Origin of the sequence: Enterobacter cloacae complex sp. P16RS2, assembly GCF_014982155.1 — a bacterium.
Classification (GTDB): domain Bacteria; phylum Pseudomonadota; class Gammaproteobacteria; order Enterobacterales; family Enterobacteriaceae; genus Enterobacter; species Enterobacter cloacae_M.
Genome location: NZ_JADCKW010000012.1, coordinates 24,546 through 50,069, shown reverse-complemented (window position 1 = coordinate 50,069; position 25,524 = coordinate 24,546). Strand labels below are relative to the sequence as shown.

Sequence of the window (25,524 nt, the reverse complement as noted above, 5' to 3'; positions counted from 1 at the left end):
CCTGAGCGGCACCGGCACGCCGAACGACGTCATCAACATCACTGATACCGTTAACGGCACACCGACCGTCGTGGGCACCGTAACGGTAGACAGCAGCGGCAACTGGAGCTGGCGTCCTGACAGTAATATTGGAGAGGGCAGCCACGTCTATACCGCCACCGCCACCGATGAGGCGGGCAACGTCTCTGACCCGTCTACAGCGATTACGATCATCGTGGACACCCTGGCGCCGGATACGCCGGTGATTAGTGCAGTGGGCGGTGAGCCTAACGGTGGCTACATCACGGATACCACACCGACAGTGGGCGGAACCGGCATCAACGGTGAGACGGTGATCGTCTACAACAACGGCGTCGAAGTGGGCCGTGTCGTGGTGGCTAACGGGGAATGGAGCCTGACGCTTCCAACGCAAACGGACGGTCCGCTGAATATCACCGTTGCGGGTGTGGATGCGGCTGGCAACCTTAGCGCGCCGAGTTCGGTCTTTACCGTCACCCTCGATACCGTTGCGCCTGGGATACCGCAGATTAATGCCGTCTCAGACAGCCAGTTCACCAACAACGTGCTCTACACCCGCGACGGCACGCCGACCCTTACCGGGACAAGCGAACCCGGCACCACCGTTATCGTCTCCGTCGACGGTATCCCGTCAGGTGTGCCGGTCACGATACAGCCGGACGGCAGCTGGAGCTGGACCGCAGGCACAACGCTCTCAGACGGCTCGCATACCTTCACTGTCTCCGCTACCGATGCGGCGGGTAACGCTTCAGGAACTTCAGCCCCGCTGAGCGTGACGGTGGATACCCAGGATCCAACCGCCCCGGGCAATCTTAGCCTTGCTCCAGAAGGTACACCGCTGACCGGAACCGCCGAGGCTGGAGCACTCATTACCGTTAAGGATAGCGGCGGAAACGTCATTGGTACCGGGGTTGCGACCGGGGGCAACTTCTCCATCGCGGTCAGCCCAGCCCCGCAGGATGGCGCGACCCTGACCGTGACCGCAACCGATGCGTCCGGACGTACCAGCCCTGATGCGACTTACAACGTCATCGGTACGCTTCCGAATCTTCCAGACGTGCCCGTCATCACGGCGATTGTCGATGACGCGGATCCGGTCACCGGCGATGTGAAAGGCAAAACTACCAACGACACCACGCCAACGCTTACCGGTACGGCCGAAGCGGGCAGCGTGATTACTATCTATCAGGACGGTAGCGCGACGCCGTTGACAACGGTGACCGCTGACGGCAGCGGCAACTGGAGCTATACGCCAGCCGCGCTTGGCGAGGGGCTGCACACCTTTGAGGTGACCGCGACCCTCAACGGCCAGACCAGCGGCCGCTCTCCGGCGGCCAGCGTCACCGTCGACCTTACCGCACCGGGCACGCCAGCTATCGGCGCGGTGATTGACGACGTCGGTCCGGGCACCGGCCCGCTGACCAGCGGCCAGATCACCAACGACAACCAGCCGACCCTCACCGGCACCGGCGCGGTGGGCGATACCATCTCCATCTACAACAACGGCGTGCTGCTGGGCAGCGTGGAGGTCGGCAACACCGGCACCTGGAGCTACACCACGCCCGTTCTTGCAGAAGGTAACAACGTCCTGACCATCCGCGAGACCGATCCGGCGGGGAATCAGAGCGGTCCTTCCGCGGGCTTCACCGTCGTGGTGGACTCCGTTTCCGCCACGCCGGTTATCACCAACGTCACGGATAACGTCGGTAACGCCGCCACCACGGTGGTTAGCGGCAGCGAAACGAACGACGCCACGCCAACCCTTTCGGGGACAGCGGATGCAAACAGCGTGGTGACCATTTTCGACGGCGGCACCCAGATTGCCGTGGTGACGGCTGACGGCACCGGCGCATGGACGTTTACCCCTGATACCGCGCTCGGCGAAGGCTCGCACAGCTTCACCGTCCGGGCGACCGACCCGCAGGGCAACGTCAGCGAAGACTCAGCCCCGTGGAGCGTGGTCATTGACCTGACGGCACCAACGGTTCCGACGCTGGATAATGTGAGCGACAACGTCCCTGGCGGCGTCCAGGGTAACCTCACCAGCGGCCAGGTGACCAACGACAGCACCCCGACCATCAGCGGCACCGGGCAGGCGGGCAGCACGATTCACATCATGAACAACGGCACGCAGATTGGTACTGCGGTTGTTGACGGCAGCGGCAACTGGTCCTTTACGCCGACCGCGCCGCTGGGCGACGGCAGCTACACCCTGCGCGCGTATGCAACGGATGCGGCAGGCAACGCCTCGGCGAACTCGTCGGTCTTCGCCTTTACCATTGATACCGCAGCTCCCGGCGTACCGGTGGTAACCAGCGTGATTGACGACGTCGGTCCGGTCACCGGGGCGCTCACGTCGGGTAACAGCACCAACGACGCGCGCCCAACCTTCAACGGTACGGGCGAGGTGGGTTCTACCGTGCACGTGATCGTTGATGGCAGCGAAATTGGCACTGCGGTGGTGAATGCCCAGGGCAACTGGACCTTCACCCCGGGTACCGATCTGGGCGAAGGTCCACACGCCATCACCTTCAACGCCACCGACGTGGCTGGCAATACCGGCAGCACGACGACACCGTTTAACCTGACGGTGGATACGGGTGTGCCGTCGGCGCCGGTCATTTCGACCGCGGGTGACAATGTGGGCAGCATTCAAACCCCGCTCTCTTCCGGGCAGAGCACCGACGACACCACGCCGACGCTGAATGGCACCGCGACCGCGAACGCCACGGTCACCGTGTATGAGAACGGCCAGCCGGTCGGCACCGTTCAGGCGGACGGTACCGGCGCATGGAGCTTTACGCCGTCAACGCCGCTGGCCAGCGGCAGCCATACCTGGACCGCCACGGTCACCGATGCAGCGGGCAACGTCAGCCCGACCTCGCCGGGCTTTACCCTGATTGTTGATACCGCGGCACCGAACGCGCCGGTTATCAGCCAGGCGATAGACGACGTGGGCAGCATCACCGGCCCGCTCACGTCCGGGCAAACAACCGACGATACCGTTCCGCGCCTTGTCGGGACCAGCGAACCGTTTGCCACCGTGAACATCTATGAGGGAACAACCCTTGTCGGAACAGGCACCGCGGATGGCAACGGAAGCTGGAGTATCTTGCTCAACACCACGCTGACAGCAGGCGCGCACAGCTTCACCGCGCAGGCGACGGATGCGGCAGGCAACACCAGCGTGTCCTCCACCAGCTTCAGCCTCACCGTCGACACCACGCCGCCTGCGCTGCCGGTGCTGACCAGCATTCTGGATGACGTGGGCAATGCGGCGACGCCGGTGGCGAACGGCGGGTTCACCAACGACGCGCAGCCAACCCTCAGCGGCACGGCGGAAGCCGGGTCAACGGTGAAAATCTTTGATAACGGCGTACAAATCGGCAGCGTGACGGCGACTGGCGGGGCGTGGAGCTTTACGCCATCCCCGGCGCTGAGCAACGGTCCGCACAATTTAACCTTTACCGCCACCGATGCGGTGGGCAACGCGAGCGCGCCTACCGCCGGGTATGTAATTAACGTCGATACCCTCGCGCCGGGCGCACCGGTCATCAGCTCGGTCATTGATGATGTCGGCAGCGTCACCGGGCCGGTGACCGGAACAAATCCGACCAACGACACGCGCCCAACGCTGAGCGGAACCGCCGAAGCGAATGCCACGGTGCGGATCTACGATGGCATCACGCTGGTGGGCACGGTGACCGCCGACGGCAGCGGAAACTGGACCCTGCCGCAAACCACCACGCTGACGCAAGGAACGCATAACTTCACCGCCACGGCCACCGATGCGGCGGGCAACACCAGCGTGGCGTCAGACGTGACGACGATTATCGTCGATACGACCGCCCCAACGGCGCCAACCGGAACCTTCAACGCCGACGGTAGCGTCCTGACCGGAACTGCGGAAGCAGGCAGCACCGTCGCGATCCGCCTTGCGGACGGCTCGACGGTGACCGCCATTGCGGACAGCAACGGCACCTACACCTACACTTTCATTAACAAACAGACCGAAGGCCAGACGCTGCAGATCACCGCCACCGATGCCGCGGGCAACACCTCGCTGCCGGGCTCCGCCCTTGCGCCGGTAGTGCCGCTCTCCGCCAGCAATAACGTCGAAGAGCTGAACCTCAGCACCACTGCAACCGTGACCAACAGCCAGTACAGCGATTACGGCTTCCTGCTGGTCGGCGCCGTCGGCAACGTCCTGACGCTGCTGGGCAATGATACGGCCCAGGTCAACTTCACGGTGGGCAACGGCGGCAGCGCCGATATCGTGGTGAACGCCAACGCCACGGGAGCGGTGCTCTCTCTGCTCAACACCCTTGAACTGGTGGTTCAGCATTACGTCAACGGCGCCTGGACCACCGTGGTGGACACCGGCCAACCGCAGTTTGCCGATCTCCTGACCCTCGGAGCAACCGGCGTCTCGCTGAACCTAACCGGGCTGGCTGACGGCAACTATCGCGTGCTCAGCTACAACACCAACCTGCTGGCAACCGGCTCCTACACCAGCCTCGACGTGGCGGTGAAAGAGACCGGTCCGGGTACGGTCACGGGCGAAACCAGCCTCAACGGCAACGTGATCCTCGATACGGACCCGACCGCCGGCAGCGACAACGCGCCGGCCGGAACCACTATCTCCGCGGTCACGAACGCCCAGGGCGTCACCACCAGCGTGAACGCCGACGGCACGGTGATCCAGGGCCAGTACGGTACGCTGACCATCAACCGCGACGGCAGCTACACCTACAGCCTGACCGACACCAGCGCCGCGGTCATTGGCCGGACGGAGAGCTTCACCTACACCATCACCCATAACGGCGTCAGCGCGTCAGCAAACCTGGTACTGTCTCTGGGTGCCGGTACGGTAATCAACGGCATTGTGGCGGTGGACGACACGGCCTCGCTGACCTTTGACACCACCGTGAGCGAGATTAATAACGGCGCCTCGTCTCAGAACGGTTTTACCCTGGTGGGCATTAATCTCGGCAGCACGCTGGGGCTTAACCTGCTGGACGACATGACCAACCCAATTATCTACAACGTCGAGGAAGGCACGACCCGCACCATGACCATCCAGGCCTCCGTGGGCGGCGTGGCGCTGGCGTCGGTATTCGATCTGTACGTCTATAAGTTCAACAACGCCACCCAGACCTTCGAGCAGGTTCGCGTCGAGTCGGGCTGGCTGCGCGCCCCGCTGCTGGGGGGGACCTCATCTCAGCTGACGCTGAATCTGCCGGCCGGTGAGTACCTGTTCTTACTCAATACCGCATCGGGGATCGCCGTCCTGACGGGCTACACGCTGAGCGTTCTGCAGGATCATGTCTACAGCGTGGCGAGCATCAGCGAAACCACCACGGGCGACGTGCTGGCGAATGACCCTGTTCCGGCGGGCACGGTGGTCACCGAAGTGAACGGCGTGGCGGTCAACAGCAGTGGAACAACCGACATTCAGGGGGAATACGGCACGCTGACCATCAATTCGTCCGGCCAGTACACCTACACCCTGAGAAGCGGCGTGGGGGCGGACCATATCAGCACGCCTGACACCTTCGTCTACACCGTTACCGCACCTGACGGCTCGAAGGATACGGCATCGCTCAACATCACCCCAACCGCCCAGGCGATGGATGCGGTGAACGATGTCAGCGCCACGATGGACCTCACCTCGGTGCACCACACGTCGGTCTACTCGGATACCACCGTGGGTACCGCCAGCTGGACGACGGCGCTGCTCTCGTCAACCCAGGGCTCCGGCAGCGGAACCTTCGTGGTCGACGCGAACACCGCGCTGCACAACGCGTCGCTGCACTTTAACGTGGCCTCGCTGCTGTCGCTGGGCGGACTGACGGTGAACTGGTCCATCAGCGACGGGTCGGGCGTGATTCGCAGCGGTTCCTTCAGCGGCGCCTCGCTGCTGGGCGGCAGTATCGACGTTCCGCTGACCGGGCTGGATCTCAACGCCGGGACCTATACGCTGAACTTTACCGGTAGCGTACCGGGGCTGAGCGTCGGGACCATCACCATCACCCCAAGCGTGAACGGCACCACCTACTCGCTGAGTGATTTTGACGTCACCGGCAGCCACACCGTCAACGGCAATATCTTTGACGGCACCGACTCTGGCGGCGTGCTGGATCAGCTCCACTCGGTGGATACCCGCCTGAGCGTGACCGGGTACAACGGCGTGACCACCACGCTGGATCCGTATACCGGCAGCGCAACGGTGAACATTACCGGCCATTACGGCGTCCTGGCGATCGGCGCTGACGGTCATTACACCTATACCCTCAACAGCGGGGTATCGCTCTCAACCATGACGTCGAAGGAGACCTTCAACTACACCCTGACCGATGCCAACGGCAACACGGATACCGCCACGCTGACCATCAATATGGCACCGCAGTTCATCAGCTCGGAGCATAACGACGCCATCACCGGTACGGCCTACGGTGATACGCTGATTTATCAGGTGCTGAACAGTACGGTGGGAAATGCCACGGCGGGCAACGTCAGCAGCACCGCGGGCGATCACTGGACCGGGTTCTCGCTGGCGCAGGGGGACAAAATCGACATCGGCGATCTGCTGGTGGGCTGGGATGGTAATACCGCCTCGTTGGGGAATTATATCCATGTCACACAAAGCGGTAGCAACACTGTGATCTCCATCGACCGTGATGGTGCAGGGTCCACCTACACTAATACTGCACTCGTTACGCTTGATAACGTTCAGACCACATACGACGAGCTTGTTAACCAGCAACACATCATTACCTGATAGCACCTGCAAGAGATGACCCGGGCGCACAGCGCCCGGGCATAAATAATAAAGACATACTCTTTTTAATAGGGACATGACATGGGAATGAAGATGCCTCACTGGTGGCTCTCGTGCTGCCTGATATCTATGCCCGCTCTCTGCGCGAACCCGGCGGCAATCATCAATACCGGGCAGCTTCGCGAAACGCAGGAACTCCCCTCGCTCAATGGCCGCGTCGCACCTGCGGCTGGCAAAGCCGCACCCGGTTCATTGCAGCTTGGCGATGCCGTTAACCGCGCCGTCACCTGGCACCCGGCGATCGGCGAAGCCGTGGGAAAACTCTATGAACAGAGCGAAGAGGTGGACGTCGCTAAATCAAAATACTATCCGCAGATTAATGCCGGCGTGGACAACGGCTATTCCCATGACGGCGACCAGAACGGCTTTACACCGTCGCTGGTGCTCTCTCTCTCACAGATGCTCTACGACTTTGGCAAAGTGGCAAGCCAGGTGCGCGCCGAGAGCGCGGGCGTTGCCCAGCAGCAGGCCAACGTGCTGGTGAGTATCGACACTATTGCCCACGATACCGCCATCGCCATGGTGCAGGTGCAAACCTTACAGCAGATGGTCGACACCGCTAAAGAACAGCTCGACGCCCTCTCCTCGATTGGCACGCTGACCCGCCAGCGTAACGACGAAGGGGCCACGTCGCTCTCTGACGTGGTGCAGACCGATGCGCGCATTGAAGGCGCGCGCGCCCAGCTGATGCAGTACCAGGCCAGCCTGGACAGCGCCCGCGCCACGCTGATGAGCTTTCTCGGCTGGAACAGCCTGAACGCAATCAGCAATGACTTTCCACAAAAGCTGGGCCGGAGCTGCGACATCGCCGAGCCGGATGACCGTCTGGTGCCCGCGGTACTTGCCGCCTGGGCGCAGGCTAACGTCGCCCAGGCGAACCTCGACTACGCCGACGCGCAGATGACGCCCACCGTCTCGCTGGAGCCGGAGGTGCGTCACTATATGAACGATCGCTACGCGGGGAGCGAAACCCGGGATCGCACCCAGTATTCAGCCTGGGTAAAAGTGCAGATGCCGCTCTATCAGGGCGGCGGCCTCACCGCCCGGCGTAACGCTGCCGGACACGCGGTGGAGGCGGCGCAGTCCACCATTCAGCGTACGCGCCTTGACGTCCGCCAGAAGCTGCTGGAAGCCCGCAGCCAGGTGATGAGCCTGCAAAGCACGCTGCAAATCCAGAGCCGCCAGGAAGCCCTCAGCGCACGCACCCGCGAACTGTACCAGCAGCAGTATCTCGATCTCGGTTCGCGCCCGCTGCTCGACGTGCTCAACGCCGAGCAGGAGGTCTATCAGGCGCGCTTCACCCAGCAGCAGACCCTCGGTCAGCTGCACCAGCTGCAGCTCAACTGCCTGTATAACACCGGGCAGCTGCGTCATGCGTTCGATCTTGATAACCGCACCATCCAGACCGTGGAGATCCAGCCATGAAGCAGCGTGATATCCCGCAAGGTGAAAACATGACGGATGAGGCGCTGGCGCAGTGGGCGCAGGCCTTCGGTTTTGTCGCCACGCGCTACCGCGTCGCCTGCTCGCCCGGCGCTCTGATCGCAGGCGCACCGTGGCTAAAAGGCAAACCGATGGTGCCCGCCCTCACCCAGCTGGCCCGCGAAGCGGGGCTGTCGTTTCAGCTTCTTACCGACGATCGGCAGGCGATCAACAGCTGGCGTCTGCCGGTAGTGGTGGCGATGAACGACGGCAGGATCGGCGTGATCGAGCATTTCGACGGGGACGATACGCTGGAGGTCAGCTTTTTTGACGATGAGACCTACACCAACCGGCTGTCGATGACGGCGATGCTGCCCGCTATCCGCCACGTCATTGCCCTGCGTCCACTCGCCGCGCTGAAGGACAGCCGCGTGGATGCCTATATCTCAAAATACCGCCCGGACTGGCTCTACCGGCTGGTGATGCGCGACCTGCGCCCCTACAGCTGGGTCATGCTGGCCGCCCTCTTTATCAACGTGCTGTCGCTCTCCGGAATCGTCTTTTCCATGCAGGTCTATGACCGGGTGATCCCCGCGCAGTCCTACCCGACGCTTTACGTCCTGACCATCGGGGTGCTGATTGCCACCCTGTTTGGCTTTGTGCTGCGCGTGGCGCGCGGGCACATTATGGATCTGCTCGGCAAGCGCTCGGACATGCGCGTTTCGGATCGCGTCTTCGGCCACGCGCTGCGGCTGCGCAACAGCGCGATCCCCCGCTCCACCGGCAGCTTTATCTCTCAGCTGCGCGAGCTGGAGCAGATCCGCGAGATGGTGACCTCGTCCACCATCTCGACGATTGTTGATCTGCCCTTCTTTCTCCTGTTCGTGGTGGTGCTGGCGATCATCGCGCCGCAGCTGGCGTGGATCGCCCCGGTCGCGGCGGTGATCATGGTCCTGCCCGGCCTGCTGCTGCAGAAGAAGCTGGCGGAGCTGGCGAAACAGTCGGCCCATGAATCGACCCTGCGCAACGCGGTGCTGGTGGAGAGCGTGCAGGGGCTGGAGGACATCAAGCTGATGCAGGCGGAAAACCGCTTTTTGCAGCAGTGGAACAGCTATATCCTGATCACCGCCGAATCCGGCCTGCGCACCCGCGAGCTGACGCAGAACCTGATCAGCTGGGGGATGACCATTCAGAGCCTGGTCTACGCCGGGGTGATCGTGGTCGGCGCCCCGATGGTGATCGACGGCACCCTGACTACCGGCTCGGTGGTCGCCGCGTCGATGCTGGCCTCCCGCATGATCGCCCCGATGGCGACGCTGTGCGGCGTGCTGGCGCGCTGGCAGCAGGTCAAAGCGGCAAAAGAGGGGCTGGACAGCATCATGCAGCTTCCCACCGAAAATCAGCGCGAGGAGACGCCGATCCGCCAGGACGTGCTGCGCGGACACTATCTTTTCGAGCAGGCGCAGTTCCGCTATCAGCCGGACGATCCGCGCATGGCGCTGCGCATTAACCGGCTGGAGATCCGGCCGGGAGAAAAAGTGGCGATCCTCGGGCGCAACGGCGCGGGCAAATCGACCCTGCTGCAGGCCATGGCGGGCGGGATGGATCTGGCGGCCGGCGAGCTGCGGCTTGATAACTTCAGCCTGCCGCATCTCGACGTCGCCGACGTCCGGCGCAACGTCGGCTTTATGACCCAGAACGCGCGGCTGTTTTACGGCACCTTGCGCGAAAACATCACCCTCGGCATGCCGCGCGCCACCGACGAAGAGATTTTCGAGGCGCTGGAGCTGACCGGCGCGGCAGGCTTCGTGCAGAAGCTGCCCAAGGGGCTGGACTACCCGATCATGGAAAACGGCGTGGGATTATCCGGCGGACAACGCCAGTCGATTCTGCTGGCACGGATGCTGCTGCGCGATCCGAATATTGTGCTGATGGATGAACCCACCGCGTCGCTGGACGAGCACACCGAGCGGGAATTCATCCAGCGCCTTGGCGACTGGCTCGGGCATCGCACCCTGATTGTCGCCACGCATCGCGTACCGGTGCTGGAACTGGTGGAGCGCGTCGTGGTGTTGAAAGAAGGGATGCTGGTGATGGACGCGCCAAAAGCCCAGGCGCTGAACAACAGCCGTATGCAGCAGCAACAGCAGCAGGCAGCAACCGGACGGGAGTGGAAAAATGAAAATCAGTCAGCGTGACGTGGCGGCAATGGACGATCTGGATAACGCCCTCGACTCCGAAAGCGGCTACACCGGCGCGCGTCGGATAGTGATCTTCTCGCTGCTGATGTTTGTGGTGCTGGGCGTCTGGGCGTGGTTTGGCGTGCTGGATGAGGTATCAACCGGCTCGGGTAAAGTAATCCCCAGCTCGCGCGAGCAGGTCTTACAGTCTCTCGACGGCGGGATCCTCACCGAGCTGAACGTCCACGAGGGCGATCAAGTGCAGGCCGGGCAGGTGCTGGCGCGGCTCGATCCGACGCGTTCCGAATCGAACGTCGGCGAAAGCGCGGCGCGCTACCGGGCCTCACTGGCCTCCAGCGCCCGCCTGTACGCCGAGGTGAACGATCTCCCGCTGAAGTTCCCCCCTTCGCTGGCAAAATGGCCGGATCTGATTGCTGACGAAACGCGCCTCTACAACTCCCGCCGCGCGCAGCTGGAGGATACCCAGCGGGAGCTGCGCGCCGCGTTAGATCTCGCCAATAAGGAGCTGGCCATCACCCAGCGGCTGGTCAAAACCGGCGCCGCCAGCCACGTGGAGGTGCTGCGCCTGCAGCGGCAGAAAAGCGATCTGGAGCTGAAGCTCACCGACGTGCGTTCGCAGTATTACGTCCAGGCCCGGGAGGCGTTATCCAAGGCCAACGCCGAGGTGGATATGGTTTCAGCGATCCTCAAAGGCCGCCAGGATTCCGTGACCCGTCTGACGGTAAAATCCCCGGTACGCGGGATCGTGAAAAACATCAAGGTCACCACCATCGGCGGCGTGATCCCGCCCAACGGCGAGCTGATGGAGATTGTGCCGGTGGACGATCACCTGCTGATCGAAACCCGCCTGTCGCCGCGCGATATCGCCTTTATCCACCCTAACCAGGAGGCGCTGGTTAAAATCACCGCCTACGATTACGCCATTTACGGCGGCCTGCACGGGGTCGTCGAAACGATCTCTCCGGACACCATCCAGGACGAGGCCAAGCCGGAAGTGTTCTATTACCGGGTGTTTATCCGCACCAGCCAGGATTACCTGGTGAATAAGGCGGGCAGGCACTTCTCGATTGTGCCGGGGATGATTGCGACGGTGGACATCAAGACCGGCGAGAAAACGGTGCTGGATTATCTGATCAAGCCGTTTAACCGTGCGAAAGAGGCGCTGCGGGAGCGGTAGTCAATCGCCGGGTGGCGTCTCCGCCTTACCCGGCCTACATACCCGGAGGCCCTTGCAAGCGCAGCGCCGCCGGGCATTAAACCGCACGTCAGAACTGGAACCTACCTCGGAGTATTAATCTTTAGCCATGCATCCCACTTCCCTTCAGCAATCGCCCAGGTAATATTAACCCCAGACAAAAACGCACTTGCGCACAGTGCGGGAGTGCATTACTATTCAATCAGCTTCAAGGACTGGAGCTCAGCACCATTATGATTAGTTATTTTCGGGATCAATGGCTTGAGGATTTTTTTCTTTACGGCAGATCGAGCAGTGTTATTCCTGCAAATCTGGAAACTGCGCTTGCGAGAAAGCTCGATATCATCAGAGCAGCAACCTCGCACAGGGATTTGCGATCGCCACCGGGCAATATGTATGAAGCATTGAATCCTCCGCTGAAGGGATATTCCTCAATCCGAGTAAACAGGCAATACAGGCTCGTATTTCGCTGGACAGAGGGTAAAGCAGAAGATCTCTACCTCTCTCCACACAAGTACACGCAACACAAGTGAGGCATCACCTATGACACTTCAACAGGCACTCCGCAAACCCACCACGCCGGGCGACGTGTTGCAGTATGAGTATCTTGAACCGCTCAATTTGAAAATCAGCGATCTGGCGGAGATGCTCAACGTTCACCGCAACACCATCAGCGCGCTGGTCAATAACAATCGCAAGCTTACTGCAGATATGGCGATCAAACTGGCAAAAGCCTTTGATACCACGATTGAATTTTGGCTTAACTTACAGCTGAACGTCGATATCTGGGAAGCGCAATCCAACCCCAGGACGCAGGAAGAGCTAAGCCGTATAAAGACCGTTGCGGACGTCATAGCTAAGCGAAAATCAGGCCAGCCGGATGTTGCCTGATTCGGTAAACAATTCACTTATCAATACTTTTTCAGGAAGAAATCATGCGCCAACGAACCATTGTCTGCCCCATCATCCAGAATGACGGTGCCTACCTCCTGTGTAAAATGGCCGACGATCGCGGCGTGTTCCCCGGCCAGTGGGCTCTCTCCGGCGGTGGAATGGAACCGGGCGAAACCATGGAACAGGCGTTGCGCCGTGAGATCCGCGAAGAGCTGGGCGAAGCGCTGGTGATTGTCTCGGTTACGCCATGGGCTTTTCGCGATGACATCAGGGTGAAAACCTACGCCGATGGCACCACAGAGGAGATTTACATGATCTATCTTATCTTCGACTGCATCAGCGCCAACCGGGAAGTCACGTTTAATGAAGAGTTTCAGGAGATCGCCTGGGTGAATCCGGAATCGTTAAAAGAGCTGGATCTCAACGCAGCCACGCGCATTACCTTCGCCCAAAAGGGCCTTCTTTAATCACCCACTGCCCCGGCGTTTTACCGGTCCATGCTCTGAAAACCTCAATAAATGCGCTGACGCTGCTGTAGCCGCAGGACAGCGCAATCCACCCTACCGGCTTCCCCGCCGCCAGCCACTCCATTGCCCGCATGACGCGCGCCAGCTGCCGCCAGTTAACAAAGTTCATTCCGGTCTGGGCGCTAAACCGACGGTTGAACGTACGTACGCTCATCCCAGCATGAACAGCATGGCTCTCGACCGTCTGGTTATCATCGACAAACTGCAGCAAATGGCTGACCACTTTCTTCAGACGCGGATCCGTCGGCACGGGCAGATAAAAACGAGCCTGGGGCGTCAGGGCAAGCTCATCCAGCAGCAAAGTCAGCTTTCGCGGATCGTACTCGCTCTCTGCATCGCATAAACGGGAAAATAGTGCATGGGTGAGATCGTCGGGCTCGAACAGCGCGGGCGCATCGGGAAGCATTGCGCATCCGGCGGGGTCAAGATAGATAGCACAGCCTTCTATCGCACTTTCGGAAAAAGCGGCGTGCTGCTGATCCGGAGGGATCCAGCCGATGTGTTTTGCCGGTACGACCGATCGCGCCTGCGGCGTCTCAATGACCAGCAGCCCCGCTGCAATGCGCCACAGCTGGCCGGTGCGATGACTGTGCCAGGGCGTTCGGTACCCGCCGGGATGAAGGAGCGTTTCAACACTGACCATATCATTTTGACCGAAAAGCGTTATTCATCGACGCATTACAGAAACTACGTCTTCGGCTGTCAAGGATAATGGTGATTCACCCTATAAGGAGCCCGCATGAGCATTATCACATCCTTGATATCCCACACCGACAACGCCGCGCAGCGCGAAAAGATGTCCTGCCTCTTAACCCGCTTATTCAACGGCGATATCGATCCGGCAGAGGTATTTACGCCCGATTACCAGCAGTTTACGGACGGTCACGCGCTTGACTACCGGGGTTTTGTCCAGCATCTGAGCCACGTCAGCTCGCAGATCCGCGCGATCGCCTTTACCGTGGTGGAGATAGCCTGTCATGACGAACTTCTGGCTGACCGGCATATCGTGACGGTCACGTATCCTGATGGTCGTCAGGCAGAGATCGAGGTTTACCTGTTTGCCGCGCTGCGTGAAGGGAAAATCTGGCGGATCCATGAAGTCACGCGAGCACTCAGCGGCTATGCTGCAGATCGCATGCTGGCACACGCGACAGAATAATCTTACTCCGCCGGACGCGGTGCGGCGCTGTTATACACGCCAATATAACGCGCAAATTTCCCGAGAAACACACCGGCAAACACGCCGCCGGAGACGATCGCCAGCGCGCTCATGGCGGGCTGCTGCATCGTCTGGGGAGAGACCGCGCTCATCACGCCCAGCACATACTTGACGCCGAACGCCAGCATCATAAACGGCAGCGCGGTGTAGTCTGCCTGACGGTAAAGGCTGCGCGGCGCATCTGCGCGGGTGATAACCGCCTGCTTAATCAGGAAATACCCCAGCGCGGCCCCTGCGAGGATCCCCGCCGTCCACAATGCGACAGTTCCGGGCGTCAGCGTGCGGTAGACCACCAGATCGTAGATATCCCAGATTAGAAATATTGCCGGAATGATGGCAAGCCTCTCCAGCGTAACGGTGGCAGGCCTGCGGGCTTTAATGCCGCGAGAGATAAGGAAGATAAACAGCACCCACACCCAGGCGGGCGTGTGCGTAACGACACCGAACAGAAATTCAAACATGGAGATCTCCATGGACGATCGCGGCCCGTGCCGCCCTGAACGCGTATTGCGCATAACGGCAGGAAAGCCACTATGCGCAGGTCTTTTACAGCGATTTTTTCAGGCGTTGAACCGCTTCCTTCAGCTCTTCATCCGTTGGCGTGACAAACGACATACGCAGCGTTGAATGGTCTGGCTCATTGCAGTAGAAAAATTCGCCCGGCACAAATACTACGCCGTTACTTAACGTTTTTTCCAGCCAGCGAGTGGTATTACTACCATTTTTCATATTCGCCCACAGGAACATGCCGCCCTTCGGCTTGTGGAACGACATCACATCGCCCAGCTCGGCCTCCAGCTCGGTTGCGAACGTCTGGTATTTCTGGCGATAGGCTTCGCGGATCGTTTTAATCTGATCGGGCAGGCGACCGGTTTTCAGGTATTCATACGTCATCAGCTGCGACAGCGTGCTGGTGTGCAGGTCGGTGGTTTGCTTAAGGTTTACTACTGCGCGCTTCAGCCATTCCGGCGCCAGCACCCAGCCCACGCGGGTTCCTGGAGCAAGAATTTTGGAGAAGGTCGAGGTATACACCACGTTGTCTTCGTTGCCGATATCTTTGGCATGGGCAATTAACGGGCGGAAAACTTCATCGGTATAATTAATTTCGCTGTACGGATCGTCTTCAATAATGACGAAGTCATAGCGCTTCGATAATTCCACCAGCTGTTTGCGACGCGCCTCAGAAAGGGTTACCCCGCCAGGGTTGCCAAACGTCGGAACAATATAGACCGCTTTGATGGTTTTATTTGCCGCCAGCGCTTCAAGCTCATCCACCTTCATGCCGTCGCCGTCTGTGCCAACGGATTCAAAATTCGCCTGCGCCAGACCGAAGACCTGCAGCGCGGCAAGATAGGTTGGACGCTCAACCACAACGGTGTCACCCGGGTTGATTAATGCACGCGCAAGCACGTCGAGGGACTGCTGCGAGCCGGAAGTAATAACAACATCATCCGCCTTGCAGCGGATCCCACGCCCCTCGCAGATGCGCTGAATTTCTTCCCGCAGTCCCGGTACGCCTTCCGTCAGGCCGTACTGGAACGCCTCGCCAAAATGCTGTGATAAGACGGCATCGGCAGCAATTTTAAGCCCTTCGTGATCGAACAGATCGGGATTAGGAATACCCCCGCCCAGCGAAATAACGCCGGCCATTTTGCTATGTTTTAATAATTCACGGATGGCAGATGATTGCAGGCCCTGCGCGCTGCTGGCGAGTTTATTCACAGACATTCTTTGCATACCTTCTTTTTTATAGTGTGCCCAATCTTAGCAGAATATGGGCGATAAATTCCGTTAGCTTAGGGAGAGGTCGTAAATCCTGACGCCACAGCAAATGCACGGGTCTCGGCGCCGGAATATACGCCTCCAGCACCCGCACCAGCCTGCCGCTTTCCAGATCTTCCGCCACCAGCACCTCCGGTTGCAGCAATAGCCCCGCCCCGGCTCTCGCGGCCATCCGCAGCCCGTAGCCGTCGTTGCATCTCAAGACCGCATCCCGCTTCCAGCGCACCTCGCCTTCGACGCCCGGCAGCCGCCACTCGTTGCGTGCGGTCCACACGCTGTGGGATAAGCAGAGATGATCCACCAGATCGGCAGGGGTTTGCGGCGTACCGTAGCGCGCAAGGTAGTCCGGCGCGGCGCAGATCACCATCCGGTAAGGGCAGAGGTATTTCGCCACCAGATCGTCGTTGTGAATGTCGCCAATACGAATGGCCAGATCGATGCCCTCCTCCACCAGGTCCACCATCCGGTTGGTGAGATCCAGCTCGATGCGCACTTCCGGGTAGCGTTGTAAAAAAGAGGCCGTAAGCGGCGCGATCGCGCTGCCGCCAAACGAGGTGGGTGCGGTCACGCGCAGGGTGCCGGACGGCACGGCGCGCAGGCGTTCCACGGCGCTTTCGGCGATTGTGACCTGCTCCAGCACCCGCTTCGCCTCGTCGTAATAGACCCGTCCGGCGTCGGTCAGGCTCTGGCGCCGCGTGTTACGCTCCAGCAGACGGGTGCCGAGCTGTGATTCCAGCAGTGCAACGTATTTCCCCACCATTACCGCCGACATCTCCAGCCGAGCCGCCGCACCGGTAAAACTGCCGCTTTCAACCACGGCAATAAAGGTCTCCATGCTGCGAAGCTTATCCATATTCCAAACCTCTGGTTAGCAATCTTCTAACTTTAGCCCAGTTTATCTGCTTTTTTATTTATTAAAGAATGAAGGCTCACAACATAAGGAGTCGGCTATGAAAATCGTGATTATTGGTGCCAGCGGTACGGTCGGTCGTGCGGTAACGGAAGAGCTGAGTCGTCGCCACGAGGGCATCCGCGTCGGCCGCACGCAGGGCGACGAGCAGGTGGATATCACCTCGCAGGCGAGCGTCCAGGCGCTGTTTGAGAAAATCGGCCCGGTGGATGCGATTGTCTCCGCCAGCGGGGGTCTTTACTTTGGCCCGCTCGCGACCATGAAGGACAGCGACTTCAACCAGGGCCTGCAGGACAAGCTGCTCGGGCAGGTGCGCCTGGCGCTGATCGGCCAGCACTACCTGAACGAGGGCGGCTCGATCACCCTGATTAGCGGCATCGTGGCGCACGAGCCTATTGCCCAGGGCGTGAATGCCACCACGGTAAACGCGGCGCTGGAAGGGTTTGTCCGCGCTGCAGCCTGCGAGCTGCCGCGCGGGATCCGCATCAACCTGATTAGCCCGACGGTACTCACCGAATCCGTCGAAACCTACGACGGCTTCTTCCCGGGCTTTGAGAGCGTTCCCGCCGCGACCGTGGCGCAGGCCTATCGCCGCAGCGTGGAAGGCGTGCAGAGCGGGCGGGTGTATAAGGTGGGTTACTGAGCCTTACGGGCGGCGATCAGCACCAGCATCGGGCGCTCCGCCTCTTCGGCCAGCGCGGGCCAGGCGTCAATCTGCGCCTGCGCTGGACCCCACTCGTTGACGTCGCTTATCGTTAATCCGGCCCCGATCAGCGCATTAAGCGTGGTGCCCAGCGTGCGGTGGTATTTCACCACCCCGTCCGCCAGCCAGTTGCTGATTCGTTTGCCTTCATCCTGATAATGATTAACACCCCAGTATCGCTCGCCGTTATCGTCGGTCAGCCAGCCCTGACGGGTGGCGCAGGTGTAGATCGGGTGCTCCATCGAAAAGACCAGGCTGCCGCCGGGCTTGAGCGCGCGCTGAACCCTGGCGAATAGCGTATCCAGTTCCGGCAGGTAGTGCAGCGCCAGCGAGCTGTAGACCAGATCGAGGCTGTTCTCGTTGAGCTTGAGAGATTCCAGATCGCTACGCTGATAGTGAATCTGTGGGTCAGCGGTAAGCTCCGCTGCGCGGGCGAGCATCTTTTCTGAGATATCGACCCCCGTGACGTCAGCAGCGCCCAGCTCGCGCGCCGCGCGGCAGAACCAGCCGTAGCCGCAGCCGAGATCGACAACCGATTTGCCGGTTAAATCAGGCAGCATGGCCTTAAGCGCGGGCCACTCCGGCGCGCCGTCCAGACCCTGCACCGAGCGTGGAAGCCGGGCGTAGCCTTCAAAAAACGCCGGATTGTCGTAGATGTTTTGTGCCATGGCAGATCCCTCTTTAAGAATGTGCATAGCAGTATACTGCATTGTCGGGTGGCGGCTTCGCCTTACCCGACCTATGGAAGTGCGGCCTGATGCCCTCACCCCAACCCTCTCCCACAGGGAGAGGGATAAATGCACGTCAACCCACCGAGCCCCAGACAAGGTTGCCCTTATGGAACGTCGCGGTGCGCGGAGAAATGCGCGCCACGGCCTCGGCGGAGCAGGAGGCATCCACCAGCACAAAGCTGGCGTCGTCCTGCGCTTTTGGCCACACGCGCTCGCCTTTGTCATTCAGCGGCAGCACGTCGCCGGTGGCGATACCGAGCGCGCGGGAGAGCGTCTGCTCGTTCGGGCGGATGTAGAGCTGAGCGTAAAGATTCGCTTTCTCCAGCATGTCCCCCAGACCGTACGGCGACCAGTGGTCGATGACGCTGTCGGTCCCCGTCATCACGAACACGCCCTTCTCGCGCAGCTGCTTCAGCGGCATATGTAGAGTGCCAATCGGCACCGTGGAAGCGATGGTCACCTGCTGCGCCGCCATGCGGGTGGCGATCTCATCCACCTGCTGCTCGTTGAGCGTCGCCAGCGCGAAGGCGTGGCTGATGGTCAGCTTGCCCTTCAGCTCCGGCGTTTTCTCCACGGTTTCGACCATATAATTCACCGCCGCCACGCCTGCCGGGCTGGTTTCGTGCAGGTGGATGTCCACCCCTTTATCGTAGTCCAGCGCAATCTGGAACATAGTGTCGAGGGATTTCTCCATCGCGCCGTCGACGTTGGTTGGGTCCAGCCCGCCCACATAGTGCGCTCCGGCCTGCATCGCCTCGCGCATCAGCTTTTCGGAGTGCGACAGCAGCAGGCCGTGCTGCGGGAAAGCGACGATTTCGCAGTCAAAGCCGGGCTTACGGCGCGATAAAACCGTCTGCAGATTTTCCAGATTCTTAAGGCCGGAGGTCGGCTCGATATTGCAGTGGCTGCGGGCGATGGTGGAGCCTTTCGACTGGATCAGATCGATCAGCTTTTCCGCACGCTCCTGGGTGTAGGGCTGTAGCTCCGGCAGCAGCTTCTGCTCAAGGCGGATCATGTCCTGAATCGTAGTGCCCGCCGGGCGGTTCAGGGAGCGCCACTGACCGCCGTAAAAGGTTTTATCCAGGTGAATGTGCATGTCGCGCATCGCCGGGAGCATCAGCTTGCCGCCCGCGTCGTAGTGCGGCAGCGTGGCGTCGGCGTGGCGCTTGTTATCGCGCAGGGCGACGATCTTCCCGTCGTTAATCTCCAGCGTTTTCAGCTCGGTGCGGGTGCTCGTCGCCACGCCGCCGTCGACGTTGAACCCGGCCTCCAGCAGCACGTTGTCCAGATAGTAATGTTTCGCGTTGATGCTCATCGGTTTGCCCGTCTCGCAGGTTGGCTTCGCGGAGTCAGCAGCATACGCGACGGATCCGGTGGTGCCAAACAGCGCGCAGGCGGTGACCATTTTGCCGCTCTGGCTGATAAATTCGCGGCGGCTTTTGTTTTCACTCATCTTATCTTCCTTCATTAACAATATGGGTGCCGGTTTCCCCGCGCAGCGCCGCGGGCAGGCAGTCCGGCGAGGTGATAATCACGCGCCTGCCGCCGTGGTGTAAAAATTCCAGCGAGGCGACGATTTTGGGGAGCATGCTGCCCGCCGGGAAGTGGCCCTCTTCCCTGTAGCGCGTCATCTGCGCCACGCTGACGGAGTCCAGCGCCTGCTGGTTCGGCTTGCCGAAGTTAATGCACACCTTCTCCACGCCGGTGGTGATCACCAGCACGTCGGCGCCGATCTCCCGCGCCAGCAGCGCGGTAGAGAGATCTTTATCAATCACCGCGTCGACGCTCTGGTAGTCGCCCTGCTCGCTGCGAATCACGGGTATTCCGCCGCCGCCCGCGCCGATCACCACAAAGCCTTTTTGCGTAAGGGCCTTGATGGCATCAGCCTCAACGATACGCAGCGGCTGCGGTGAGGCCACCACGCGACGGTAGCCACGGCCTGAATCCTCGACAAAATGCCAGTCCGGGTGTGCGCGCTGCAGCTCGTCGCGCTGCGCCTCGGTGAAGAACGCACCGATAGGTTTGGTAGGGTGAGTAAAGCCCGGATCGTTTTTATCCACCTCCACCTGCGTGACGACCGTGACCGCTTTTTGCTCCCCGCGAGCGGCCAGGCGATTGTTGAGCGCCTGCTGGATCAGGTAGCCAATCCCGCCCTGGGTGTCCGCCACGCAGTTTGCCAGCGGCGTCAGCGGCAGCCCTTCCCGCTCGTGGGCGATTTCGGCGCGGCGCAGATCCAGCCCCACCTGGGGGCCATTGCCGTGCGTGAGCACGATGTCATAGTCGGAGGCCAGCATTTCCAGCACCGACTCTGCTACCGCTTTCACCGCCTGCGCCTGATGTTCAACCGACTGGCTGGCGTTGTCTTTGATAATGCTGTTGCCGCCGATGGCGACGACCATAAGCTCTTTCATTTTGTTTCCTTTCGAAGGTGCGTTCTGGTGCCTTCACCCCGGCCCTCTCCCACAGGGAGGGGGATTAACGTTCCCTCTCCCTGTGGGAGAGGGTTAGGGTGAGGGCATCAGGCATTATCAGGATTCAGAAACCGGTGCCGCCGCGCTCGCCGCTTCGCGACTATCCAGCACATGCTTCACCACAAACATCCCGCCCATCATCAGATACGCGGTGACGAACATCAGCGAACTGCCTTCGGCAAAACCCACCACCGGGGCGTGGATCACCCCGAACAGCGCCAGCAGTGCCCCGCCCGCCGCGGCCACGGCTCCGCGCAGCGGTTTGTTGATAATGGCGAAAATGGCGATACAGCCCCACAGCATGCTGGCAAGCGGAGCCCCGTTCCCCAGATGGACTAATCCTTCGTAGTAGATCCCTTTGCTGTGCAGCACGTCGGTACCGATTTTGGCGGCATTCGTGCCCGCCGCTCCCATCACGCTGTTCATCATGGTCAGCGCCCAGTTAGCGATCCACGGGAACAGGCAGATGAAGATCACCGGCACTTCCACTTTGGGCGTTTCCCTCACCACCTGGTTGGCGGTGACGACGCCGATAAACACCAGAATCGGCACGATGGCGGTCATCGGAATGATGGCGAGCATAAACGCCCCCAGTCCGAACAGCGGCACGATGAACATGGTCACGCCGGAGGCCAGCGTATAGCCGATGCTCGCCCCCATCGCTTTCCAGCCAGGGTGGCCGACGTAGACCGTCACCGGGAACGGGTTCCCCATCAGGCAGCCGAGCATCGACGCCAGACCGTTAGCCAGCATCACCTTGCGCGTCGGGTACGCATCCCCCGCCGCGTGGGCGCTTTCGATGTTCTCCAGGTCAAAGATGTAGTTCGCCAGCCCCAGCGGCACGGCAGATGCCAGATAAGGCAGCGCGTGCGGCAGGCCCTGCATGAAGCTGTCCACGTGCACTTCCGGCGGGTTAAAGCCGAAGGATGACATGGACGCTTTAATCGCTTCCGGGCTTTGCAGGCCGGAGATCCACGCCAGTGCCGTACCGGCAATCAGCAGCAGCAGACCGGTCGGGATACGGGCGAAAATCGGCTTTTTACCGAACCAGTTGATGAAGATCAGCAGCAGCACGATAAACGACACGGTCGGCGCTTCGAACGCCTGCAGCATCGGGTTCATCGCCAGCAGCAGCAGGCCCAAACCGGAGAGGCACGACAGCAGCACGGTACGCGGGATCATCTTGCGGATGGTTTCACCGAGGAACGAACCGCCCGCGAGGATCATCGCCTCCACGAAGCACCACACCAGGCCAATCTGGATCGCGAAGTCCGCATCGCCGGTCTGCTGATACACCGGCATCAGGACCAGGAAGGTCACGGTAAAAATCGACGGCGCGCTCGGGCCGGACGGCAGCGCGGTCACGTCCGTACGCCCGGTGGCGCGCGCCATCTGCATGCCGAACCAGGCGTAGCAAATACTCGCGACCAGCACCGCCAGCCCGAAGGCCGGCGCGATGCGTCCATAAACAATCTCCTTCGGGATGCCGACGACAAAAATGAGCAGCCCCATCATGGTCAGCAGATTGGTCAGGTTGTTGGTCATCAACCCGAAATACGCCGCCCAGTCACCTCTTTTCCACTCCAGTTTCATGTTTTTCATGGATGCATGCCTTATAAAAAGTAGCGATCGCGGAAGGTCAACAGCGCCTTTTCAAAACAGCTAAACGGCGGGTGAACGATGCCCGCCCCAATCATGCCGATGCCCGCGTCTTTATGGGCAATGGCGGTGTTAATCACAGGCAGAATGCCGCTGCCGGCGACTTTGGTGATATCGATCGCGGTCGGGATACCCATAAACGAGAGCAGCGGAATGGTGACGTTCGGGTTTTCGCCGAGGGTGATTTCGCGCATCTGGCGCGAGAAGTCGATGGCTTCATCCACCGTGCCGCCCACCAGGGCGACAATCGCCGGGGCCGTCGCCATCGCAAAGCCGCCGATGCCGTAGGTTTCGGTGATGGCGCTGTCGCCGATGTCCAGCCCGGAGTCTTCCGGCTTATAGCCCGCGAACATCGGGCCGATTACCTGCTGCGCCGGGCCGGTGAACCACTGCCCCGGCAGACCGGAAACGCGCAGGCCAAACTCGTAGCCGTTACGCGCCATGGTGGTGACGACGGTGCTGTACTCAATGCCGTGCGCGGCGTCCAGCGCGGCCTTACACATCGCCATCCACGTCGGGCCGGAGAAGTAGTCGCTGCTGGCGACAAACTCGAACACCTCGCGCTGCTGCGCCACCGGATAGCCCGCCTGAATCAGCCCCGGCGTCAGCGCCTGAATAAGAAGCGTGGTGCCCGCGTTGTTGCGGTTGTGGCACTCGTCGCCCATGTGCAGCGCCTGGGCCAGCATCAGGCGCAGGTCGATTTCGCCGACGATCTTCATCGCGTCGCTCAGCATCGGGCCGAGCACGTCGCGCATCCAGTTCAGACGGTCGATCACGCTCTGGTCGTTAGCGCCCATGCGCAGGATCTTCGCCATCTGCTCGCTGAGGTTGGTGAACGCGCGGTTGCCGTAGGTTTTGTTTTCAACGATGTGCATAAACATCGATGCGGAGGTGACGCCCGCCATCGAGCCCACGCAGTCGTGCTCGTGGCACGGCGAGAAGGTAATATCTCCGGAGGCAGCTAGCCTTGCCGCGTCGTCCAGATCTTTCGCCAGCCCTTCAAACACCAGCGCCCCGGTGACCGCCCCCTTCATCGCCCCGCACATGTTCTCCCAGTCGACAGGCGGACCGGCGTGCAGAATGGTGGTGCGGGTCATGCCCGGCACCACGTTAATAGCCTGGTCATAGCCCACCAGCACCGGATGGGACTGAATAATGCGCTCAAGAGCGATGCGGTTGGCGGCGGCAATTTTCTCCGCCAGCGGTTTTTCCGCCAGCTGGTCGAGCGCTTCAACGACCTGCATATTGCCCCGCCCCGGCGGCGTCCAGTCGAGCTGGGTCACGGGAACGTGCTGTTTTTTAAGATCGTCGCTGAACATCGCAATGCCGACGTTAATCACGTTCAGCGGCTGGTTGAATAAGGTCGTCATTATGCTTTCTCCCCTTTGCAGACAAATTCGCGTGCCAGTAATCCGGTGTTGGTGCTGCTGCTGGCCCAGATGACGCCTGCGTCGGTCAACTGCTGGCACTGCTGCGCCAGCGACTGCGGATCCTGATCGGTGCCGAGCACGTAGCCGAGGATCTCCAGCGGACGGTTTTCGGCCTTCGCAATCGCCTGCGCCTCTTTGATAGCGTCGATCATCACGCCGACCGGATCCTCGTGCGCGCCGAAGCCCAGCACGAAGTCCATCACGATGACGCCCACCTCCGGATCGCGCGCCTCCTGCAGCAGGCGGCTGATGCGGTTGGTCGGGTCGATCATCGGGTGCGGCTTGCCGTTGGTGAAGTCATCGTCGCCAAAGTCGAGGAAGGTGTGGGCTTTACTGACATTGACGTCGCCCAGACGCTTAGCCGGATCGGGCTGAATGTTGCTGTAAACGTCGTCGAATTTCTCCAGCGCCGCGAACATCGCCTCGTCGCACAGGGTTCCGCCGCAGAACAGGCCGCGAATGTACTTCTGCTGCGGCGTCAGGCGAGCGCGCACTTCTTCAATCAACGGCAAGTTGAGCGGATGCAGATCGAGGGACTCTTTTTTGATGCCGGTGAGCAGGACCGCCTTCAGGGCCGCCTCTTTGGTGCCGCGCGCAAACTGCAGGCCATCTTCATCGACGGGCGGTTCGCTGCGGCCGAGGAAGCAGACAACCACCGGCTTGCGGCAGGCGCGCGCGCGGGCCAGCACTTTCTCCGCCACCGCAGGAGCCGGCGGCTTGGAGATCAGCGCAATCACCTGGGTCGCGTCGTCCGCTTCCAGCATGTCGATGGCGTCGAGCATCATGAGGCCGCCGATTTTCTCGCTGAGATCGCGTCCGCCGGTGCCAATCAGCTGCGACACGCCGCCGCCGAATTCGTGAATGCGCACGCTCAGCTCCTGGCTGCCGGTGCCGGATGCGCCGACGATGCCAATCGGTCCGCGGCGCACCGCGTTGGCAAAGCACAGTCCCGCGCCGTTGATAATGGCGGTGCCGCAATCCGGTCCCATCATCAGCAGACCTTTCTTATGCGCCAGCTGCTTCAGCGCCTGCTCGTCGTCGAGCGACACGTTATCGGAAAACAGCATCACGTTGAGATCGTTTTCCAGCGCCTGGCGCGCTTCGCGGGCAGCGAAGGTGCCGTTGACGGAAATCACCGCGAGGTTGCTCTCCGGGCGATGAGTTTTGGCGCTGGCAATCGTGGCGTAGCGCGCTTCATGGGTGCCACCGCTCTCTTTACGCGTGAACAGCGCTTCGATGGCCGCCAGCGTTTCATCATTCGCCGCGTCGCCTTTAATTACGATCATCAGGTCGCCGTTTTTGGCTTCCGCTAATTCCGGCGTTAATAGCCCGAGGTTTTTTAATACGCCTTTGTTCATTTCCGTCGCCATCGCGACAAACGCCTGCTCAACGCCCGGTAATTTATTGGCTTTGGTGGAAACAGACATTAATGAGACGGAGTCAAAATATGTGTTCTTTTTTATGACGATTTTTGTGGGCATTATTTTCTCCTGAACGCGGATAAAAGGGGGCCGCCGTCGT

At 60.8% G+C, this 25,524-nt stretch carries 19 protein-coding genes; 9 read left to right on the top strand and 10 right to left on the bottom strand.

All coding sequences use genetic code 11. The features are described 5' to 3' along the window. The 7 genes from INF68_RS08995 to nudI all read left to right on the top strand — a co-directional run. On the top strand, positions 1-6,799 hold a 6,799-nt coding region (locus INF68_RS08995; protein ID WP_193525303.1), incomplete at its 5' end, for a BapA/Bap/LapF family large adhesin. An 81-nt stretch (positions 6,800-6,880) separates the two neighbouring features. Further along, entirely contained in the window at positions 6,881-8,284 is a 1,404-nt protein-coding gene (locus tag INF68_RS08990) for a TolC family outer membrane protein (RefSeq protein ID WP_126785902.1), read from the top strand. Further along, positions 8,281-10,479: a type I secretion system permease/ATPase gene (locus INF68_RS08985; protein WP_109844722.1), complete on the top strand. Its 2,199-nt coding sequence runs from the start codon at positions 8,281-8,283 to the stop codon at positions 10,477-10,479. The genes INF68_RS08990 and INF68_RS08985 overlap by 4 nt, the downstream gene beginning before the upstream one ends. 10 nt (positions 10,480-10,489) lie before the next feature. After that, complete coding sequence (locus INF68_RS08980; RefSeq protein WP_086374946.1) at positions 10,490-11,659, top strand: HlyD family efflux transporter periplasmic adaptor subunit; 1,170 nt, start codon at positions 10,490-10,492, stop codon at positions 11,657-11,659. Positions 11,660-11,910: 251 nt separating this feature from the next. Next, complete coding sequence (locus INF68_RS08975; protein WP_109844721.1) at positions 11,911-12,210, top strand: type II toxin-antitoxin system RelE/ParE family toxin; 300 nt, start codon at positions 11,911-11,913, stop codon at positions 12,208-12,210. Positions 12,211-12,220: 10 nt separating this feature from the next. Next, on the top strand, positions 12,221-12,568 hold the full coding sequence (locus INF68_RS08970; protein ID WP_109844720.1) for a HigA family addiction module antitoxin: 348 nt from the start codon (positions 12,221-12,223) through the stop codon (positions 12,566-12,568). Between the two features lie 44 nt (positions 12,569-12,612). Then, complete coding sequence (gene nudI / locus INF68_RS08965) at positions 12,613-13,038, top strand: nucleoside triphosphatase NudI (RefSeq protein ID WP_109844719.1); 426 nt, start codon at positions 12,613-12,615, stop codon at positions 13,036-13,038. Here nudI and INF68_RS08960 read toward each other — a convergent pair. Beyond that, on the bottom strand, positions 13,010-13,741 hold the full coding sequence (locus INF68_RS08960; protein ID WP_126785901.1) for a helix-turn-helix domain-containing protein: 732 nt from the start codon (positions 13,739-13,741) through the stop codon (positions 13,010-13,012). The two genes, nudI and INF68_RS08960, sit on opposite strands and share 29 nt — an antisense overlap. Before the next feature lie 96 nt (positions 13,742-13,837). On the opposite strand from INF68_RS08960, the gene INF68_RS08955 reads away from it, so the two are divergent. After that, positions 13,838-14,257 (top strand): nuclear transport factor 2 family protein, encoded by a 420-nt coding sequence (locus INF68_RS08955; RefSeq protein WP_126785900.1) that lies wholly within the window; start codon positions 13,838-13,840, stop codon positions 14,255-14,257. Positions 14,258-14,259: 2 nt separating this feature from the next. Here the strand turns inward: INF68_RS08955 and INF68_RS08950 are convergent, their stop codons facing one another. The 3 genes from INF68_RS08950 to INF68_RS08940 all read right to left on the bottom strand — a co-directional run bounded on the left by INF68_RS08950 (position 14,260) and on the right by INF68_RS08940 (position 16,952). Next, the gene (locus INF68_RS08950; protein WP_109844716.1) at positions 14,260-14,778 is read right to left on the bottom strand and encodes a DUF6622 family protein; all 519 of its coding nucleotides are present in this window, start codon (positions 14,776-14,778) and stop codon (positions 14,260-14,262) included. A gap of 85 nt (positions 14,779-14,863) precedes the next feature. Beyond that, positions 14,864-16,045, bottom strand: coding sequence for a PLP-dependent aminotransferase family protein (locus INF68_RS08945; protein ID WP_126785899.1), 1,182 nt, complete (start codon positions 16,043-16,045; stop codon positions 14,864-14,866). Between the two features lie 19 nt (positions 16,046-16,064). Further along, the gene (locus INF68_RS08940; protein ID WP_126785898.1) at positions 16,065-16,952 is read right to left on the bottom strand and encodes a LysR family transcriptional regulator; all 888 of its coding nucleotides are present in this window, start codon (positions 16,950-16,952) and stop codon (positions 16,065-16,067) included. A gap of 97 nt (positions 16,953-17,049) precedes the next feature. On the opposite strand from INF68_RS08940, the gene INF68_RS08935 reads away from it, so the two are divergent. Then, positions 17,050-17,652, top strand: coding sequence for a short chain dehydrogenase (locus INF68_RS08935; protein ID WP_126785897.1), 603 nt, complete (start codon positions 17,050-17,052; stop codon positions 17,650-17,652). Here the strand turns inward: INF68_RS08935 and INF68_RS08930 are convergent. The 6 genes from INF68_RS08930 to fdrA all read right to left on the bottom strand — a co-directional run bounded on the left by INF68_RS08930 (position 17,646) and on the right by fdrA (position 25,484). Further along, positions 17,646-18,380, bottom strand: coding sequence for a bifunctional 2-polyprenyl-6-hydroxyphenol methylase/3-demethylubiquinol 3-O-methyltransferase UbiG (locus INF68_RS08930; RefSeq protein WP_126785896.1), 735 nt, complete (start codon positions 18,378-18,380; stop codon positions 17,646-17,648). The two genes, INF68_RS08935 and INF68_RS08930, sit on opposite strands and share 7 nt — an antisense overlap. Positions 18,381-18,516: 136 nt before the next feature. Beyond that, positions 18,517-19,896 carry an amidohydrolase family protein gene (locus INF68_RS08925; protein WP_126785895.1) on the bottom strand — a complete coding sequence of 460 codons (1,380 nt, stop codon included), beginning with the start codon at positions 19,894-19,896 and terminating at the stop codon, positions 18,517-18,519. 1 nt (position 19,897) lies between these two features. Next, complete coding sequence (locus INF68_RS08920) at positions 19,898-20,854, bottom strand: carbamate kinase family protein (RefSeq protein ID WP_109844711.1); 957 nt, start codon at positions 20,852-20,854, stop codon at positions 19,898-19,900. 117 nt (positions 20,855-20,971) lie between these two features. Continuing rightward, positions 20,972-22,516: a xanthine permease gene (locus INF68_RS08915; RefSeq protein WP_109844710.1), complete on the bottom strand. Its 1,545-nt coding sequence runs from the start codon at positions 22,514-22,516 to the stop codon at positions 20,972-20,974. Between the two features lie 11 nt (positions 22,517-22,527). After that, positions 22,528-23,943, bottom strand: a complete 1,416-nt coding sequence (locus INF68_RS08910; RefSeq protein ID WP_185874177.1) for a DUF1116 domain-containing protein — start codon at positions 23,941-23,943, stop codon at positions 22,528-22,530. After that, positions 23,943-25,484, bottom strand: coding sequence for an acyl-CoA synthetase FdrA (fdrA, locus tag INF68_RS08905; RefSeq protein WP_126785894.1), 1,542 nt, complete (start codon positions 25,482-25,484; stop codon positions 23,943-23,945). Before fdrA ends, INF68_RS08910 begins: the two co-directional genes overlap by 1 nt. Positions 25,485-25,524: the final 40 nt, after the last annotated feature.

Excerpts from the sequence above, each read along its gene's own strand:
- INF68_RS08990 (WP_126785902.1), top strand. The coding sequence starts at position 6,881 with ATGGGAATGAAGATGCCTCACTGGTGGCTCTCGTGCTGCCTGATATCT.
- INF68_RS08985 (WP_109844722.1), top strand. The coding sequence starts at position 8,281 with ATGAAGCAGCGTGATATCCCGCAAGGTGAAAACATGACGGATGAGGCG.
- INF68_RS08980 (WP_086374946.1), top strand. The coding sequence starts at position 10,490 with ATGGACGATCTGGATAACGCCCTCGACTCCGAAAGCGGCTACACCGGC.
- INF68_RS08975 (WP_109844721.1), top strand. The coding sequence starts at position 11,911 with ATGATTAGTTATTTTCGGGATCAATGGCTTGAGGATTTTTTTCTTTAC.
- INF68_RS08970 (WP_109844720.1), top strand. The coding sequence starts at position 12,221 with ATGACACTTCAACAGGCACTCCGCAAACCCACCACGCCGGGCGACGTG.
- nudI (WP_109844719.1), top strand. The coding sequence starts at position 12,613 with ATGCGCCAACGAACCATTGTCTGCCCCATCATCCAGAATGACGGTGCC.
- INF68_RS08960 (WP_126785901.1), bottom strand. The coding sequence starts at position 13,741 with ATGGTCAGTGTTGAAACGCTCCTTCATCCCGGCGGGTACCGAACGCCC.
- INF68_RS08955 (WP_126785900.1), top strand. The coding sequence starts at position 13,838 with ATGAGCATTATCACATCCTTGATATCCCACACCGACAACGCCGCGCAG.
- INF68_RS08950 (WP_109844716.1), bottom strand. The coding sequence starts at position 14,778 with ATGTTTGAATTTCTGTTCGGTGTCGTTACGCACACGCCCGCCTGGGTG.
- INF68_RS08945 (WP_126785899.1), bottom strand. The coding sequence starts at position 16,045 with ATGTCTGTGAATAAACTCGCCAGCAGCGCGCAGGGCCTGCAATCATCT.
- INF68_RS08940 (WP_126785898.1), bottom strand. The coding sequence starts at position 16,952 with ATGGATAAGCTTCGCAGCATGGAGACCTTTATTGCCGTGGTTGAAAGC.
- INF68_RS08935 (WP_126785897.1), top strand. The coding sequence starts at position 17,050 with ATGAAAATCGTGATTATTGGTGCCAGCGGTACGGTCGGTCGTGCGGTA.
- INF68_RS08930 (WP_126785896.1), bottom strand. The coding sequence starts at position 18,380 with ATGGCACAAAACATCTACGACAATCCGGCGTTTTTTGAAGGCTACGCC.
- INF68_RS08925 (WP_126785895.1), bottom strand. The coding sequence starts at position 19,896 with ATGAGTGAAAACAAAAGCCGCCGCGAATTTATCAGCCAGAGCGGCAAA.
- INF68_RS08920 (WP_109844711.1), bottom strand. The coding sequence starts at position 20,854 with ATGAAAGAGCTTATGGTCGTCGCCATCGGCGGCAACAGCATTATCAAA.
- INF68_RS08915 (WP_109844710.1), bottom strand. The coding sequence starts at position 22,516 with ATGAAAAACATGAAACTGGAGTGGAAAAGAGGTGACTGGGCGGCGTAT.
- INF68_RS08910 (WP_185874177.1), bottom strand. The coding sequence starts at position 23,943 with ATGACGACCTTATTCAACCAGCCGCTGAACGTGATTAACGTCGGCATT.
- fdrA (WP_126785894.1), bottom strand. The coding sequence starts at position 25,484 with ATGCCCACAAAAATCGTCATAAAAAAGAACACATATTTTGACTCCGTC.